General features: G+C 68.0%; 14 protein-coding genes. 1 reads left to right on the top strand and 13 read right to left on the bottom strand.

What is annotated here, in order from left to right; translation table 11 throughout:
- The 5 genes from ACLQ3I_RS09170 to ACLQ3I_RS09150 all read right to left on the bottom strand — a co-directional run bounded on the left by ACLQ3I_RS09170 (position 1) and on the right by ACLQ3I_RS09150 (position 5,384).
- Positions 1-1,728 carry a uroporphyrinogen-III synthase gene (locus ACLQ3I_RS09170; RefSeq protein ID WP_425792583.1) on the bottom strand — a complete coding sequence of 576 codons (1,728 nt, stop codon included), beginning with the start codon at positions 1,726-1,728 and terminating at the stop codon, positions 1-3.
- A gap of 113 nt (positions 1,729-1,841) precedes the next feature.
- On the bottom strand, positions 1,842-2,798 hold the full coding sequence (gene hemC, locus ACLQ3I_RS09165) for a hydroxymethylbilane synthase (protein ID WP_425792582.1): 957 nt from the start codon (positions 2,796-2,798) through the stop codon (positions 1,842-1,844).
- Positions 2,795-4,153, bottom strand: a complete 1,359-nt coding sequence (locus ACLQ3I_RS09160) for a glutamyl-tRNA reductase (RefSeq protein WP_425801387.1) — start codon at positions 4,151-4,153, stop codon at positions 2,795-2,797. Before ACLQ3I_RS09160 ends, hemC begins: the two co-directional genes overlap by 4 nt.
- Positions 4,150-4,908, bottom strand: coding sequence for a redox-sensing transcriptional repressor Rex (locus ACLQ3I_RS09155; RefSeq protein WP_425801384.1), 759 nt, complete (start codon positions 4,906-4,908; stop codon positions 4,150-4,152). Before ACLQ3I_RS09155 ends, ACLQ3I_RS09160 begins: the two co-directional genes overlap by 4 nt.
- Positions 4,909-5,126: 218 nt before the next feature.
- Positions 5,127-5,384, bottom strand: a complete 258-nt coding sequence (locus ACLQ3I_RS09150; RefSeq protein ID WP_425801939.1) for a glutaredoxin family protein — start codon at positions 5,382-5,384, stop codon at positions 5,127-5,129.
- A gap of 360 nt (positions 5,385-5,744) precedes the next feature.
- Between ACLQ3I_RS09150 and ACLQ3I_RS09145 the strand changes: the two genes are divergently transcribed.
- Positions 5,745-6,812, top strand: a complete 1,068-nt coding sequence (locus ACLQ3I_RS09145) for an HAD family hydrolase (protein WP_425801937.1) — start codon at positions 5,745-5,747, stop codon at positions 6,810-6,812.
- Positions 6,813-6,899: 87 nt separating this feature from the next.
- Here the strand turns inward: ACLQ3I_RS09145 and ACLQ3I_RS09140 are convergent, their stop codons facing one another.
- The 8 genes from ACLQ3I_RS09140 to ACLQ3I_RS09105 all read right to left on the bottom strand — a co-directional run bounded on the left by ACLQ3I_RS09140 (position 6,900) and on the right by ACLQ3I_RS09105 (position 14,289).
- Positions 6,900-8,063 (bottom strand): zinc-binding dehydrogenase, encoded by a 1,164-nt coding sequence (locus ACLQ3I_RS09140; RefSeq protein ID WP_425801381.1) that lies wholly within the window; start codon positions 8,061-8,063, stop codon positions 6,900-6,902.
- Positions 8,064-8,117: 54 nt separating this feature from the next.
- Positions 8,118-9,311, bottom strand: coding sequence for a lysophospholipid acyltransferase family protein (locus tag ACLQ3I_RS09135; RefSeq protein WP_425801933.1), 1,194 nt, complete (start codon positions 9,309-9,311; stop codon positions 8,118-8,120).
- Positions 9,312-9,488: 177 nt separating this feature from the next.
- Positions 9,489-10,544 carry an NAD-dependent epimerase/dehydratase family protein gene (locus ACLQ3I_RS09130; protein WP_425792578.1) on the bottom strand — a complete coding sequence of 352 codons (1,056 nt, stop codon included), beginning with the start codon at positions 10,542-10,544 and terminating at the stop codon, positions 9,489-9,491.
- Positions 10,545-10,670: 126 nt separating this feature from the next.
- Positions 10,671-10,772, bottom strand: coding sequence for a 30S ribosomal protein bS22 (locus ACLQ3I_RS09125; RefSeq protein WP_003402602.1), 102 nt, complete (start codon positions 10,770-10,772; stop codon positions 10,671-10,673).
- A 243-nt stretch (positions 10,773-11,015) separates the two neighbouring features.
- Entirely contained in the window at positions 11,016-11,249 is a 234-nt protein-coding gene (locus ACLQ3I_RS09120; RefSeq protein WP_161061838.1) for a helix-turn-helix domain-containing protein, read from the bottom strand.
- A gap of 189 nt (positions 11,250-11,438) precedes the next feature.
- Positions 11,439-12,308, bottom strand: a complete 870-nt coding sequence (gene proC, locus ACLQ3I_RS09115; protein WP_425801379.1) for a pyrroline-5-carboxylate reductase — start codon at positions 12,306-12,308, stop codon at positions 11,439-11,441.
- Between the two features lie 113 nt (positions 12,309-12,421).
- Positions 12,422-13,321, bottom strand: a complete 900-nt coding sequence (locus tag ACLQ3I_RS09110; protein WP_425792576.1) for a thioesterase family protein — start codon at positions 13,319-13,321, stop codon at positions 12,422-12,424.
- Positions 13,322-13,365: 44 nt separating this feature from the next.
- Entirely contained in the window at positions 13,366-14,289 is a 924-nt protein-coding gene (locus ACLQ3I_RS09105) for a sugar phosphate isomerase/epimerase family protein (protein WP_425792575.1), read from the bottom strand.
- Positions 14,290-14,295 lie beyond the last annotated feature (6 nt).

Below are 14,295 nucleotides of genomic sequence, written 5' to 3'. Positions count from 1 at the left end.
TCAGGACCGCGACCGCCGCGACTTCTTGCGCGGAGGCGGCAGCGCACCCTCGGCCCGCAGCCGTGCGGCATGCTCGGCCAGCGCGTCCACCAGTTCGGACACCGAGGCGCTCTCCGGCTGCACGTCCACGCGCAGACCGAATTCCGTTGCGGTCTCGGCAGTCTTGGGACCGATGCACGCAACGATGGTGCGCGCGTGCGGCTTTCCGGCGATACCGACGAGATTGCGGACGGTGGAACTCGAGGTGAAGCACACGGCGTCGAAGCCACCGGTCTTGATCATCTCGCGCGTCTCGGCGGGCGGCGGAGCGGCCCGGACGGTGCGGTACGCGGTGACGTCGTCGATCTCCCAACCACGCTCACGCAGCCCCTCCGAGAGAGTCTCGGTGGCGATGTCCGCACGCGGCAACAGGATTCGGTTGACCGGATCGAAGACGTCGTCGTACGGCGGGAAGTCGTCGAGCAGTCCCAACGAGCTCTGCTCGCCGGAGGGAATGAGCTCGGGCTGGATGCCGAAGGTACGCACCTTCTCCGCGGTGGCCTCGCCGACGCAAGCGATCTTGACGCCGGAGAAGGCCCGGGCGTCGAGGCCGAACTCGGCGAACTTCTCCCAGACGGCACGCACCGCGTTGGTGGAGGTGAACACCACCCACTGGTAGCGGCCGTCCACCAATCCCTTGACGGCCCTTTCCATCTGGGCCGGGCTCCGCGGCGGCTCGACGGCGATCGTCGGCACTTCCTTGGGGATGGCACCGTGCGACTGCAGTCGATCACTCATGTCGCCGGCCTGATCCTTCGTGCGCGGCACCAGCACGGTCCAGCCGTACAGCGCCCGCGATTCCCACCACGAGAGCTTGCCGCGGTGACCGACGACCTTGCCGATGGTCAGGATCAGCGGGCCGACGAGCGCGTTGCCCTGTTCGTTGAGCGAGGCCAGCGTCGACTCGATGGTCCGCTGAGCACAGGTGGTGCCGTTGACGGTGATGGCGACCGGCGTCTGCGGGGCCATACCGTGTTCGGTCAGCGCACTCGCGGTCTCCGCGAGGTGTCCGGCGGTGGCGTGCAGCACCAGCGGGCCGGGGGCTGCAGCCAACGCAGCCCAGTCGACACCTTCCGACCGGACGTCGGCCTCGGTGTGACTGGATCCGAGCGGCATGCCGGCGTAACTCGGCACCACGGACGCGGCGGGGAGTCCGGGCAGAACCTCGAACTGCACCGACGACCGCGCGACGGCATTCACCTCGGCGAGCACCGAGTCGGTGGTCAGGGGATCACCCGAGACCACGCGCACCACGTCGTCGCCGGCCTTGGCGGCCGCGACGAGGGTCTTGGCGACCTCGGCGGGATCGCCGAGTGCCGGATGCACCACCGATGTCTCGTCGGAGTCGCCCTCGACGTCGGAGTCGGCGACCTTCGTGGATTCGGCGTCGGCCGGTTCGGACTTGCCTGCGTCATCCTTGGCGGCGACTTTGGCGACGGTGTCCTTGGCGGCGGCGTCCTTCGTGACGTCCTTGCCCGTGTTCTTGCCCGACCGCGCCGACGACTCGGATTCGACGCGAGTGGCCGCGCCGATCATGTCGACCACACCGGCCGGGACGTCGGGATCGATGTAGGCCGTGGTGGCCTTCTCGATGACGTTTCGGGCGCGCACGGTCAGCAGGTCGGGGTCACCTGGTCCCGACCCGACGAACAGGATCCGTCCCGGATTGACCTTTTTCGTACGGCTCATGAGTTCGCACTCTCCTGCCCCTGTCGGAGCTGCAGTTCTCTCTGCTACCGGAGTCGCGAGGGTGAGTGGGCTCGATTGTCGCGACCCGCTCACCGAGGGCGCCGAGGGCGCCGCTAGGCTTGCGAACCGCGGCCGACGAGCACTCCCGCTCCCAGCTCCAGCAGTTCGGCGGCGAGATCCTTGCCGAGTTGCTCTGCACGATCGATCGGCCCCACCACCGAGGCACGGATCACGTCCGATCCGTCCTCGGCCGCCACTACCGCGCGAAGCGACAGTTCGGCGAAGATGCGCCCGTCGTCGTCGATCGACTCGACCACCTCGGCGATCGCTCCGACCGGGGCGGTGCACCCGGCCTCGAGGGCCGCGAGCACCGATCGCTCAGCGTCGATCGCCGTATGTGTGGACGGGTCGTCCAACTCGGCGAGTATTCTCACCAGTTCGGCATCGTCGGAGCGGCACTCCACGGCCAAGGCCCCCTGTGCTGGCGCCGGTAGCATGACCACCGGCTCCAACGCCTCGCTGACCTCATCAGCCCTGCCGATGCGTACCAGACCGGCTCTGGCGACCACGACCGCGTCGAGTTCACCGCTGGCGACTTTGCCCAACCGAGAGTCAAGGTTGCCTCGTAGGGGGCGGATTTCCAAACCGAGACCCAATGCTCTAAGCTGTGCCACCCGACGGGGCGCCGAGGTCCCCACCGTGGACCCGGGAGGCAGCTCCCCGAGCACCATTCCACCCCTGCTGACCAGCGCGTCTCTGGGATCCACGCGGGGTGGGACGGCGGCGATGGTCAGTCCGGATTCAGGTGCCGTCGGCAGATCCTTGTACGAGTGGATCGCGACGTCGATCTCGTCGTTGTGGAGCGCGACGCGGATCGCCGTGGTGAACACCCCGACACCGATCTCGGCGACCGGTGCCTGCGAGGCGTCACCGGCGGTGCGGATGATGACCAACTCGGCCGGGTGTCCGGCGGCGATCAGCGCATCGGCGACGGTCTGGGCCTGGGTGGTGGCCAGCAACGAGCCGCGGGTACCGATGCGGATCACGTTGCTGTCGGTCCCCGCGCTCACTGCTCGGTCCGGCCGGCGTCGCCCATCTCCGACGCCGAGACCGACTCTGCCGCGCCCGGCCTGAGCTCGAAGAGTTCACGCAACGCTTCGGCGTAGTGGTCGCCGTTCGGGGTGGAGGCGAGTTGCTTCACCCGCACGGTCGGGGCGTGGAGCAGCTTGTCGACGACGCGTCGCACCGTCTTGGCGACCTCATCGCGCTGCGGGTCGTCGAGGCCGGGCAGTCGGGTCTCGAGGCGCAGGATCTCCGCCTCGACGACGTCGGCAGCGCGCTGACGCAGCGCGGCGACGGTCGGGGTCACCTCGGCCTGACGCTGGTGGGTGAGGTAGTCGGCCAGTTCGGCGGCCACGATGAACCGTGCGGCGCTGGTGTCGTTCTCCGCGGCCTGGGTCTCGGAATCTCCGCGCAGCCCCTCGATGTCGACGACGTGGACGCCGGGCAGCCGTCCGGCGGCCGGGTCGACGTTGCGTGGCAGCCCGAGGTCGCAGATGACCAGCGGGCGCGCATCGGTCCGGGCGGCGAGCGCCGAGTGCACCTCACCGACGCTGACCACGGTTCCGACCGATCCGGTGCAGGTGACCACGACGTCGGCAACGGCCATCGCGGCCGGCAGCTCGTCCAGCCCGGCACCGCGGACCGCGATGCCGTGATTGGCGGCGATGTTGCCTGCGAGGTGTTCGGCGTTGGCGACGGTGCGGTTGACCACCACGAGGTCGCGGACGCCCTCGCGGGCGAGCTGTGCGGTCGCGAGGCCGCCCATCGCCCCGGCACCGACCACAACTGCCGAGTGCAGCCCTGAGGTGGCTCCGGTGCCCGCTGAGCTCGACAGGACGGCCTGCGCCCGATGCAGGGCCACCGAGACGACAGAGGCGCCCGCGCGGTCGATCCCCGTCTCGGTGTGGACGCGCTTGCCGACGCGCAGCGCCTGCTGCGCAAGTTCGTGCATGACCCTGCCGGTGGACTGATTCGCATCCGCGTCCAGATAGGCGTTGCGGATCTGGCCCAGGATCTGCTGCTCGCCGACGACCAGCGAGTCGAGTCCGGCGGCAACGGTGAAGAGATGTTCCACGGCCGCTTCCGAGTAGCGGACGTAGGCGTGGCGCGTCATCTCGGTGACGGTCATCCCCGAGTGGTCGCCGAGGACCGCGCCGACCGCCTCGAGCGCGGGGTGGAACGCGTCGACCACCGCGTAGATCTCCACGCGGTTGCACGTCGAGACGAGCATCGCCTCGGAGATCGCCCGCGACGACAACAGTTCGTCGACGAGCTTGGGTCGATCGTGGTCGGAGACCGCCAACCGCTCGAGCACCTCCACGGGTGCACTGCGATGCGAGACCCCGAACAACAAAACACTCACGCCGTCACCGTTTCCTCACCCGTGGGTGAGCCCATTCGATCCATGCGGGTCCCACCCATTGCGGGTTTCCTGTTCGACGCACGCACACCCGCCGTCCGACCGGCCGAAGCCGATCCGGGACGCGTTCGCGTCGCGTTGAACGCCAACACCTGTAGCTCCAAGGCTAGATCAACCTGTCGCACGACAACATCGGAGTCCGTCCTCAGTGTCATCTGAGTGACGTTGAGGAGTTGCCGGACACCGGCCCCCGTGAACGCGTCACACGCGGCCTGAGCGGCGGCGTCGTCGGTCGCAATGACCCCGATCTCGATCGTCTCGGTGTCCTGACCTGCACAGAAATCGGCGATCGTGGACAGCGGCGCGATCACCGGGCCGCCCGGCTCGATGATGCTGCCGATCAGGGTGGGGTCTGCGTCGAACATCGCCGCGACGCGGAATCCGCGACCGTATCCGGCGTGCGCGAGCAGTGCTCGACCGAGCCGTCCCGCCCCGGCGAGCGCCACCGCGTGCGCGCTGTCGTTGTGCAGGGCGAGGGAGATCCGCGCCGTCAGCCGTCCGACGTCGTAGCCGACCCCGCGCACGCCGTTGGCGCCCACATGGGACAGGTCTTTTCGCAGGATCGCCGAGTTGACGCCTGCGGCGGTGGCCAGTTGGACGCTGGAGGCCACCAGCACGCCCTGTTCGGTGAAGGACCGCAGCACGTGAAGGTAGGTCGCGAGGCGGGTCACGGTCGGTTCCGGGATGTCCGGGCTCACCGCAGATGAGTCGTCCGCCGAGGATGCGGACACCGAATTGTCGGATGCGGGGGCCTCAGAGTTTGTCGCGCTGCCGCTCACGGTCTGGTCATCCTCCTCCGGCCGTCGGCGGAAACCACCCGCCATCCCCCATCCAGATCCCCCTACCGGACCTCAGCGTATACCGCCCGACAACCTCTTCCGCCCCGGCCTACCGAGTCCCGTCAACCCCACTGCCCTCAGCTGTCACGCCTTGCCAGATCGGTACGCAGACGAGGCTCGTCGATCTCCCAGTAGCTGTGTTCCTCGCCGTCGAGCAGCAGCACCGGCAGCCGGTCGCCGAACTCCGCTCGCACCGACGGATCGCCGTCGTCGGCGGCCCGATCCACATCCACCTCGTCGAACCCGGTCCCGAGTTCGGCGCAGATCCTCGCCAGGTCGGTGCGGGCGGTGGCACACGCGGAGCAGTCTGCTCTCGTGAGCAACGTCAACGGCATGGCGCCCTGCATCGATCACCTCCATCGCGGCCGTGTGGTCGGCCTTGTTCCGTCAGCCTTCTCCGGTCGGCCTTGTCACAGCGCCAGTGTGACACCCTCACGATCGAGCCCGACTAGTCTGGACCGTGGCTACTGTGGACATCCGGAGACGGAACCGAAGGCGTGGGAGGTTGACCTGTGGGCGAAGCTCCGGACGGCGCCGGGAGCGAAGCGAGCGGGCCAAGTCAACGCGGCGCCGGGAGCGAAGCGAGCGGGCCACACCAGCACGGCGCCGGGAGCGAAGCGAGCGGGCCACATCACGACGGCGCCGGGAGCGAAGCGAGCGGGCCACCGGTCGGCGATGTCGATGCCATCCCCGCCGTGGACGAGACCGCGCTCGATGGTGAGGACTGGGAGACCCACGCCGACAGCATCGATCCGTCCGGAACCGGCGGCGACGACGGGCTCGACGACTCGGGCGGCGACGACACCGTCGACGACGACGAGGACGCCTCCCGGGTCGCCACCTGGATCTCCGAACGTGCCCGCGCCACCAGCGGCCGCTTCCGGCAGACGGCTCACGAACTCCGTCAGGCCCTTGCCGGTGAGGCGAGCGCCCGCGTCGCCGTCGACACGCTCCGCGCCCGGCCACCGTCGGATGAGGAGACCCCGCGGGATCTCACTGCCGCCGCGTTCTTCGACGTCGACAACACGCTCGTCCAGGGCGCATCCATCATTCACTTCGCCCGTGGCCTGGCCGCGCACAAGTACTTCACCTACGGCGACATCCTCGACTTCGCGTGGACGCAGGCGAAGTTCCAGATCACCGGCAAGGAGAACCCCGACGATGTCGCGGAAGGTCGCGAGAAAGCACTCTCCTTCATCGCCGGTCGCCAGACATCGGAGCTGATCCAGCTCGGCGAAGAGATTTACGACGAATACATCGCCGACAAGATCTGGCCCGGCACAAGGGCTTTGGCACAGCGCCATCTGGACGCAGGTCAGCAGGTGTGGCTGGTGACGGCCACCCCGGTGGAACTCGCGCAGACGATCGCCGAGCGCCTCGGGCTGACCGGCGCCCTCGGTACCGTCGCCGAGAGCGTCGACGGCGTGTTCACCGGTCGGCTCGTCGGCGACATCCTGCACGGTCCCGGCAAGGCGCACGCCGTACGCGCGCTGGCCATCCGGGAGGGTCTGAACCTCAAGCGCTGCACCGCATATTCGGACTCGCACAACGACGTGCCCATGCTGTCCCTGGCCGGGACGGCGGTGGCGATCAACCCGGATGCCGACCTCCGCGAAGTGGCCAAGGTGCGCGGGTGGGAGATGTACGACTTCCGTACCGCCCGCAAGGCGGCGAAGTACGGCGCGACCACGGCGCTGGTACTCGGCGCGGCCGGGGCGGGTGCGGCAACCGCGACCAGGTTCTGGCGGCAGGCCCGCGGCTGAGGCCAGGGTTGCTGTCGGCGGGATCCGGGTTGCTGTCGGCGCGAAGTCGGTTGCTGTCGGCGGGATTCGGGTTGCTGTCGGCGGGGGTTACAGCGTCACGACATCGGACATCGGATCGATCAGCACCTTTGCGTGGCGTTCTGCCCCGGCGAGTGCGTCGAAGGCCGCCTGCACTCCGCCGAGTCCGACGGTTGCGGTGATCAACGGACTCGGGTCCACCTTGCCGTCCGCGATCATGTGCAGGGTGTCGCGGAATTCGCCTGGGTCGTAACCGAAGACGAAGCGCAGATCGATCTCCTTGTTGATCGTCATGGCCGGCCGGAAGGTGTCGGGCTGCATACACACGCCGACCACGACGACCCGTGACCGGAACGGCGCATGCGACACGATGTCCTCGATGATGCCGGGTACGCCGACACACTCGAACACCACCGGCCCCTGCGGTGTCGCACCGACGCGTTCGGCGAGCCGCATCACCTTCCACCACGGCACCCCGGGGATTCGTTGCAGTTCGTGCATCGCGCCGAACGCGGTGTCGAACAGGTCGCTCGCGCGCGTCAGGTACTTGCGCTTCTCGGTGCACGCGTCCCACGGCGACTCCGTCGTCGGGTCGACCACCACGTCTGCCCCGCAGCGCCGGGCGAGCGCCCGCCGGCCGGCCGAGAGGTCACTGGCCACCACCCACCGGACGCCTGCCGCCTTCAGCATCAGGATCACTGCGAGACCGATCGGTCCGCAGCCGACCACCACCGCGACGTCGCGCTTGCCGACGTCACCGCGCCGGACCGCGTGGTGCGCGACCGCCATCGGCTCGGTGAGGGCCGCGAGATCCGCCGTCACGTCGTCGGGTACCGGCATCGTCAGGTCCTCGGACACCAGCAGCAGGTCGGCGTAGGCGCCCGGCGCGTGGACGGACAGACCGGTGAGATGGGCGTCGTCGCCGTGCTTGATCATCGGCATCGCCACCACCGACGTCCCCGGCGCCCAACGCTTTCGACAATTGGGCCCGTACGCGACCACGTCACCGGTGAACTCATGTCCCATGACCACCGATTCCGTCGACCGCATGAATCCGCCGTAGCCGACCTCGTCGGCGACGTCGGCGCTGGCGTCGCACTGCGTCCGCGCATGGAGGTCGGACCCACAGATACCCGCGCGGATGACGCGGATGAGCACCTGCCCCGGTCCGGGTGCCGGTATCGGGAGCTCCACCACCGACAGCTCACCGTCGTGGCATGCCACTGCTTTCATCTTCGGTCCCCACCCTTCGTCGCCTCGCTGTCTTCCGGCGACGGCCGGGGTCGATCAGCCGAAGTAGACGCTACCGCGACGACTGAGCATACGGAACAAGGTCTGCTGGATTTCCTCACGGACATGATCGGTCAGGTCGAAGACCACCATCGGATCGTCGGCAGAACTCTCACCGTAGGAGCCGGTGTCGATCGGGCGGCCGAAGTGGATGTGCCACTTCGACGGCAGCGGGACCACCCCCAGCGGACCGAGCCACGGGAAGGTGGGGGTCACCGGAAAATACGGTAGGCCAAGCACCTTCGCGATCGGCTTGAGGTCGGCGAGCATGGGATAGATCTCTTCGGAGCCCACGATCGATACCGGGACGATGGGGGCCGCGTTGCGCAGGGCGGTGGTCACGAAGCCGCCGCGCCCGAACCGCTGCAGCTTGTAGCGGTCCTTGTACAACTTCCCGACGCCCTTGTAACCCTCGGGCCACACCGCGGTCAGCTCGCCGGCCCGCAGCAGCCGGTCGGCGTCGTGATTGCAGGCGAGCGTCGCGCCGATCCGCCGGGCGACCTCGCTGATACCGGGGGTGTCGAATGCCATGTCCGCAGCCAGAACTCGCAGATATCGTCCGGTCGGATGATTGTCCCGCACGGCCAGGGACGTCATGATCGCGTCGATCGGGAGCGTACCGGCGTGGTTTGCCACCAGGAGCGCCCCGCCCTCGGCCGGCAGGTTCTCGATGCCGGTGACCTCGACGCGGAACCACTTCTCGTAGACCTGCCGAATCGCCGGGAACCACACTGACTCGGTGAAGTGCGGATCGAAGCCGAACTCGTCCACCTCGTATTCACCGGTCATCCGTTCCCGGATGAACCCGGCGGTCGCGGTCAGCGAGTCGGCGACCGCACCCCGGAAACCGGACAGCGAGAAGAGCGGGCTCGACCGCGACGGACCCAGGTGCTCGAGGAGCGATTCGGCGGGCAGGCGCACGTCCTCGCTGATCGGCGTCACGCGCGCGGGCGGCAGACCGAAGCCATCCGTGTTGGGGTGTCCGGGTTGTGCGACTTGTCCGGAATTTCGTTGCGTCGTCGAGGTTTTCGCGGCAGGTCGGGCGCCGGCGGGCTGCTGACTCGGGTGGCGCGCACGGCCTTGTTCACGCGCGGCACGACGGCTCGAATGTGGCGGTTCGACACCATCGCCCGGCGTCGCGTAGAGCTGGATCACCTTTGCAGTACGTGCGTCATTGGCGCCACCTGCCAAGAGTCTCACCCCTACGTTCCACGTTGCGTTCGAACCCCGACAGCCACAGATACGTCGCAGCGATTATGCTACGCGCTGATCGGACTGGGTCTGGTGTCCAAGTCTAAGGCCTAGGTCTCGTTCGTGCACAGGTGTGTGCGAAGTCACGCGGTGAGTGTCGGGCACGGCTCCGATTCTCTATTGGAGCTGATGCGCGGCATCGACCACCCGCCGCTCAAGCGTCCGCCACGAGTCGGGTTCGACGACGGCCGACGACCCGCCGCGCTCGATGAAGTCGTCGACGGTCTCCAAGGTCGAAAACCGCGGCGCGAAACCGAGTTCCGTACGCATCCTGGTGGTGTCGAGGACTCGGCCGTACGTCAGGTACTCGGTCTGGCTGGAGCGCAACTTGGCCGACCTGAGATCCTGGAACACGCCCGTGACCGGCGCGAGCAGACTGCTAGGCACCGGGAGTTCGATGTGGCCGATACGCCGGATCGCCTGCGTCAAGGTCACCACACCCTCACCGGAGACGTTGAAAGTACCGGGCTTGCCGGTGAGCGTCACGTGCTCCATCGCCGCCAGCGCGTCCTCCTCGTGGAGGAACTGCAGCCGCGGCTGATACCCGATCACGGTCGGCACGATCGGCAACGACAGGTACGAGCCCATGCGCGTGTTGATCCGTGGCCCCAGCATCGCCTGCGGCCGGACGATGGTGACCTCGATGTCCTGTCGCCGACGCCCCAGCCCGCGGACGTAGCCCTCGATGTCGAGCAGATCCCGGCCGTACCCGCGCTTGGGCTCGCGGCGCGCAGGTGTCTCCTCGGAGAAGTGCGACGGATCGTGTGCACTGGCCCCATAGACCATCGCGGTGGAGCGCAGGATCAGCCGTTTCACCGAGGGACTGCGCTGGCAGGCCGCGCACACCTGCATCGCGCCGACGACGTTGAATTCCTTGATCGCGGCCGAGTGCGGCGCGGTCTCCATGATCGAGGTCGCCGCGTGCACCACGGTGTCGACTTCGTAGCTCGCGATCGCCTTGGCGATCGCCGGCCGCCGGATGTCGAGACGCAGGAACTCGGCGCGACCCATACGCCGCATCAGGTCCTTACGCGGGATTCGCGAGTCGACCGCGAGCACCCGCTCGATGTCGGGGTTGGCCGCCAACCGCGCGACGAGGTATCCGCCGAGGAAGGTGGACGCCCCGGTGACCAGCACCGTGCGCGGCGTCGCGGTGGCCCGCTCGTCTGACATGCCCCAAGGCTAGCGGGCCGTCACGCGCTCCGCTGCGCGCAGCCGATCAGCCCAGAGGTGCGGAAACACGAAGAACCCGCCATGAGCGGGTTCTTCTCGGCAGGTAGCCGGTCCTTGCTCCGACGACTATTTGCCGAGCTTACGACGCTGCACCCGGGTCCGCCGCAGCAATTTGCGGTGCTTCTTCTTCGACATGCGCTTGCGGCGCTTCTTGATCACAGAACCCATCGGGGTGCTTCCTCACGGTTGACGCTTCTATTTCTGACAGTCTGGTGTGCCCAGCCATGCGTGGCGCAGCGCGTAGGCATCAGCACGCGAAGTCCCACATTACCGGCCCGTGGTGGTCAAGCGAAAATCAGGTCGCCAGATGCCACAACTCCCCCGGCCGAGTCGCGCCGATGGGGCGCACTCCGCCGAGGGAGTGGAGATGTCGTTCGGGCCGGATGACGTCCGGCGCCGAGGGGTCGGCGACTAGCCGACGTCGAAGTACGAGGTCTCCAGGTAGTCGTGCACGGCCTTGGCGTGCACCCGGAACGACCGACCGACGCGCACGGCGGGCAATTCTCCGCTGTGCACGAGCCGGTACACCGTCATCTTCGATACTCGCATCAGCGATGCGACCTCGGCCACCGTGAGAAACTGCGAGCCCGAGGCCGCATTGCTCACCGCGCCAGTCCTGTCACCAGGCTTTTCTGCAGGTGCCATGAAATACTCATACCTCCGGTGCACGCGTCGCGGCCGCCGGCTTCCCCTCCGGCGGACATCAGACACGCACGTGCTTAAAGGAGCTTAGCGTGGCTGATGTGAAAAAAGCGACGTGAGTTGTGTGAAAGTTGCGGCAAATTTTGCGTCAACCCCTACATCCTGGGGTTTCGCAGGCCGGCAACCACAAATTCAGGGGGTGTCGGAGTCCGTCCGACGCCCATTCACACTCGACAAACCCTCAACGTCGGGTCGATGTCCGGCCTTGGCGCTCGCCTGTGCGCACGCGCGCGTCGCCTCGTACACGCCGTGTCGAAAGCCGTTGGCCTCGAACTCGCGGATCGCCGCCGCCGTCGTACCGCCGGGCGACGTCACCGCAGCGCGCAGATCGACCGGTGACAGTCCCGATTCGCTGAGGAGCAGACCCGCACCCCTGATGGTCTGCACCGCCATCTCGGTGGCCTGGGGCCGACTCAGGCCGAGAGCCACACCGGCGTCGATCATCGCCTCGGCCATCAGGAAGACGTAGGCAGGCCCGGAGCCGGAGACCGCGGTCACCGCATCCATCTGCTTCTCGGGCACCACCGTGACCTTGCCGACCGATTCGAGGAGCCCCACGACCGCGGCGAGCTGCTCGTCGCCGACATAACGTCCCGCCGACACCGCCGACATCGCCTCGTTGATCAGCATCGGCGTGTTGGGCATCACGCGGATCACCGGGGTCCCGGCCTGCAGGGCATTCTCGTACCGGGAGATCGGGACACCGGCCACCAGGGTCACCGTGACACGCTCGGAATCCGCGCTGTCGTCGGCACTGGCCAGCTGACGGAGCACCGAGTCGACATCGTCCGGCTTGATCGCCAGGAACACGTAGTGCGCACCCTCGGCGGCCGAGGCCACGTCGGTGACGAGGACGCCGTACTCGTCCGCGATCTCCTTGGCCCGACTCGACATCCTCTCGGCGACGACGAGGTTCTTGGTCTGCTTGCCGGACTGGATCAAGCCGGCCAGTAGTGCCTCCCCGATCTTTCCGCCGCCCACGATGGCGATGCGTTCGGTCACGAGTGATGCCTTCCTGAAGTCTGATGTGCGAGCGGGCCGCGGCGGACACCGCGACCCGAGTGCTGCCCCGTGGCCCGAGCCCGGGGTCCGAGCCCAGTGGTCCGGGCTCGATGCTAGGAGCGCTGCGGGATGAGAGCGAGCTGTCGCGACTGCGCGACGACCGTCCCGGTCGAGTCCACCACGAGATGATCCTCCTCGAACATCCCGGGTCCCACCTCGGTACTGGTCGCGGCGAATCGCAGCCACCCCGGTGCCGGATGCCTGCGGATGTACGTAGTCAATTGGACGGTTGGAGCCCAGCCGAACAGCGCGAGGTTCATCACCACCGGTGGCGAGATGTCGCAGACGAGCACGGCGAAGTTCGTGTCCGGCTCCCCACCCTTCGGACGGACCCACCCACGCACCACGGGTTCACCGGTCTCGCCGCGGGCGATCGGAAAGGTCTCGGCGTCGAGCACGAAATCCAGCGCGGGCCCGAGGTGGTTCACCTCGGCGATCGGCGAATCGTCGAGAGCGATACCGCCGGGCGGTGGTTCGACGGGCATTCCGTCGAGCACCGTCGGGGCCGTGTGGTGGGGCGCACCGGTATCGGGCCGCGCACAGGTGATCGACGACGACACCATCGTCCGACCGCCCTGCACGGCGTCGACGGTCATCACGGTCACCGTGCGACCTCGCTTGCGCACCAGCACCTCGAGGTCGATCGCCGCGGCGTCCGGGGCCGCGAGATAGTCGCTGCTGATGGCGACCGGGATCTTCGCGGTTTCCGTGTCGTCGTCCGACGCCCCCGGCAGGGAGCCCGACGCCCCCGGCAGGGAGTCCGACGCCCCCGGCGGGGAGAGTTCGGTCAGCGCCTGCCGGGCGGCATGCGCCACGACCATCTGCAGACTCCCGCCGTGCACCTTCGGTCCGATGGTGAACACGGGGTCCATCACCGCGCGGTAGGTGATCCGGTCGTCGCCCGACCTGCCCACCTCGGTGAGGGCCAACACATCGGTCAGCTTCTGGGTCATCGATCCGCTCTCTGGGTCATGTCGGGCGGACTCGACCGGCGCGTTCACACATGGTCGGTCCGGACCCGTTCGGGGCCGTCCGAGGGCAGCGTCCGTCGGAGATGCTGCCGCGCAAAATCTAGCGAATGTGCCAACAGTGCACTGCGTTCGGGTTTGTTGCGGGCGGAGCTCGTGGTGATCTCGAGCACAACGGCGCCGTCGAAGTCGCTCGCCGCGAGAAGGCGGCAGACCTCGGCACACGGCTGATTGCCGTCGCCGGGGAGCAGGTGTTCGTCGGTGGCTGCGCCGTCGCCGTCGGCGAGGTGCAGGTGATTGAGCTGTGATCCCATCCGGTCGAACATGGCCAGGGCGTCCACGCCCGCAGTCGCGGTGTGGGAGAGGTCCAGGGTGTAGTTGGCGTAGCCGTCGTCGGTCGGGTCGATCGACTTGCCGAACGCGGAAGCCGCGAGCCCGGGGCCACCACCGCGGCCGGCGAGACGTCGCGCCGAGCGTTCACCCGCTCCGAACAGGCGGTCGGCGCGCATCGGGAACATGTTCTCCACCGCGATCGCGATACCGCTGTCCTCCTCGAGTTCCGCGACGAGATCGTCGAAGGCATCGACATAGGCACGCTGCCAGCGAAAGGGCGGATGCACCACCACGGTCTGGGCGCCGAGGTCCTCGGCGGCCTGCACCGACCGCGCCAACTTGACCAGTGGGTCACGACCCCAGACGCGCTGGGAGATCAGCAGACACGGTGCGTGGATCGACAGGACGGGCACCTGGTAGCGCTCGGACAGGTACTCGACGTGCCGGATGTCCTGACTCACCGCCTCGCCCCAGACCATCAGCTCCACGCCGTCGAATCCGAGTTCTGCGGCGTAGGCGAAGGCCGCCTCGGTGTTCTGCGGATAGACCGAGGCCGTCGACAACCCGATGGGGATGTCGCGGGTCTCGGGACGTGTCGGCGATGGCACGGGCTCGGTCACGGTGGT

Origin of the sequence: Gordonia sp. DT101, assembly GCF_049844895.1 — a bacterium.
In the GTDB taxonomy this organism is placed as follows: Bacteria; Actinomycetota; Actinomycetes; order Mycobacteriales; family Mycobacteriaceae; genus Gordonia.
Note: the sequence above shows the minus strand (reverse complement) of the source record. Positions and strands in the feature narration are given on the sequence as shown.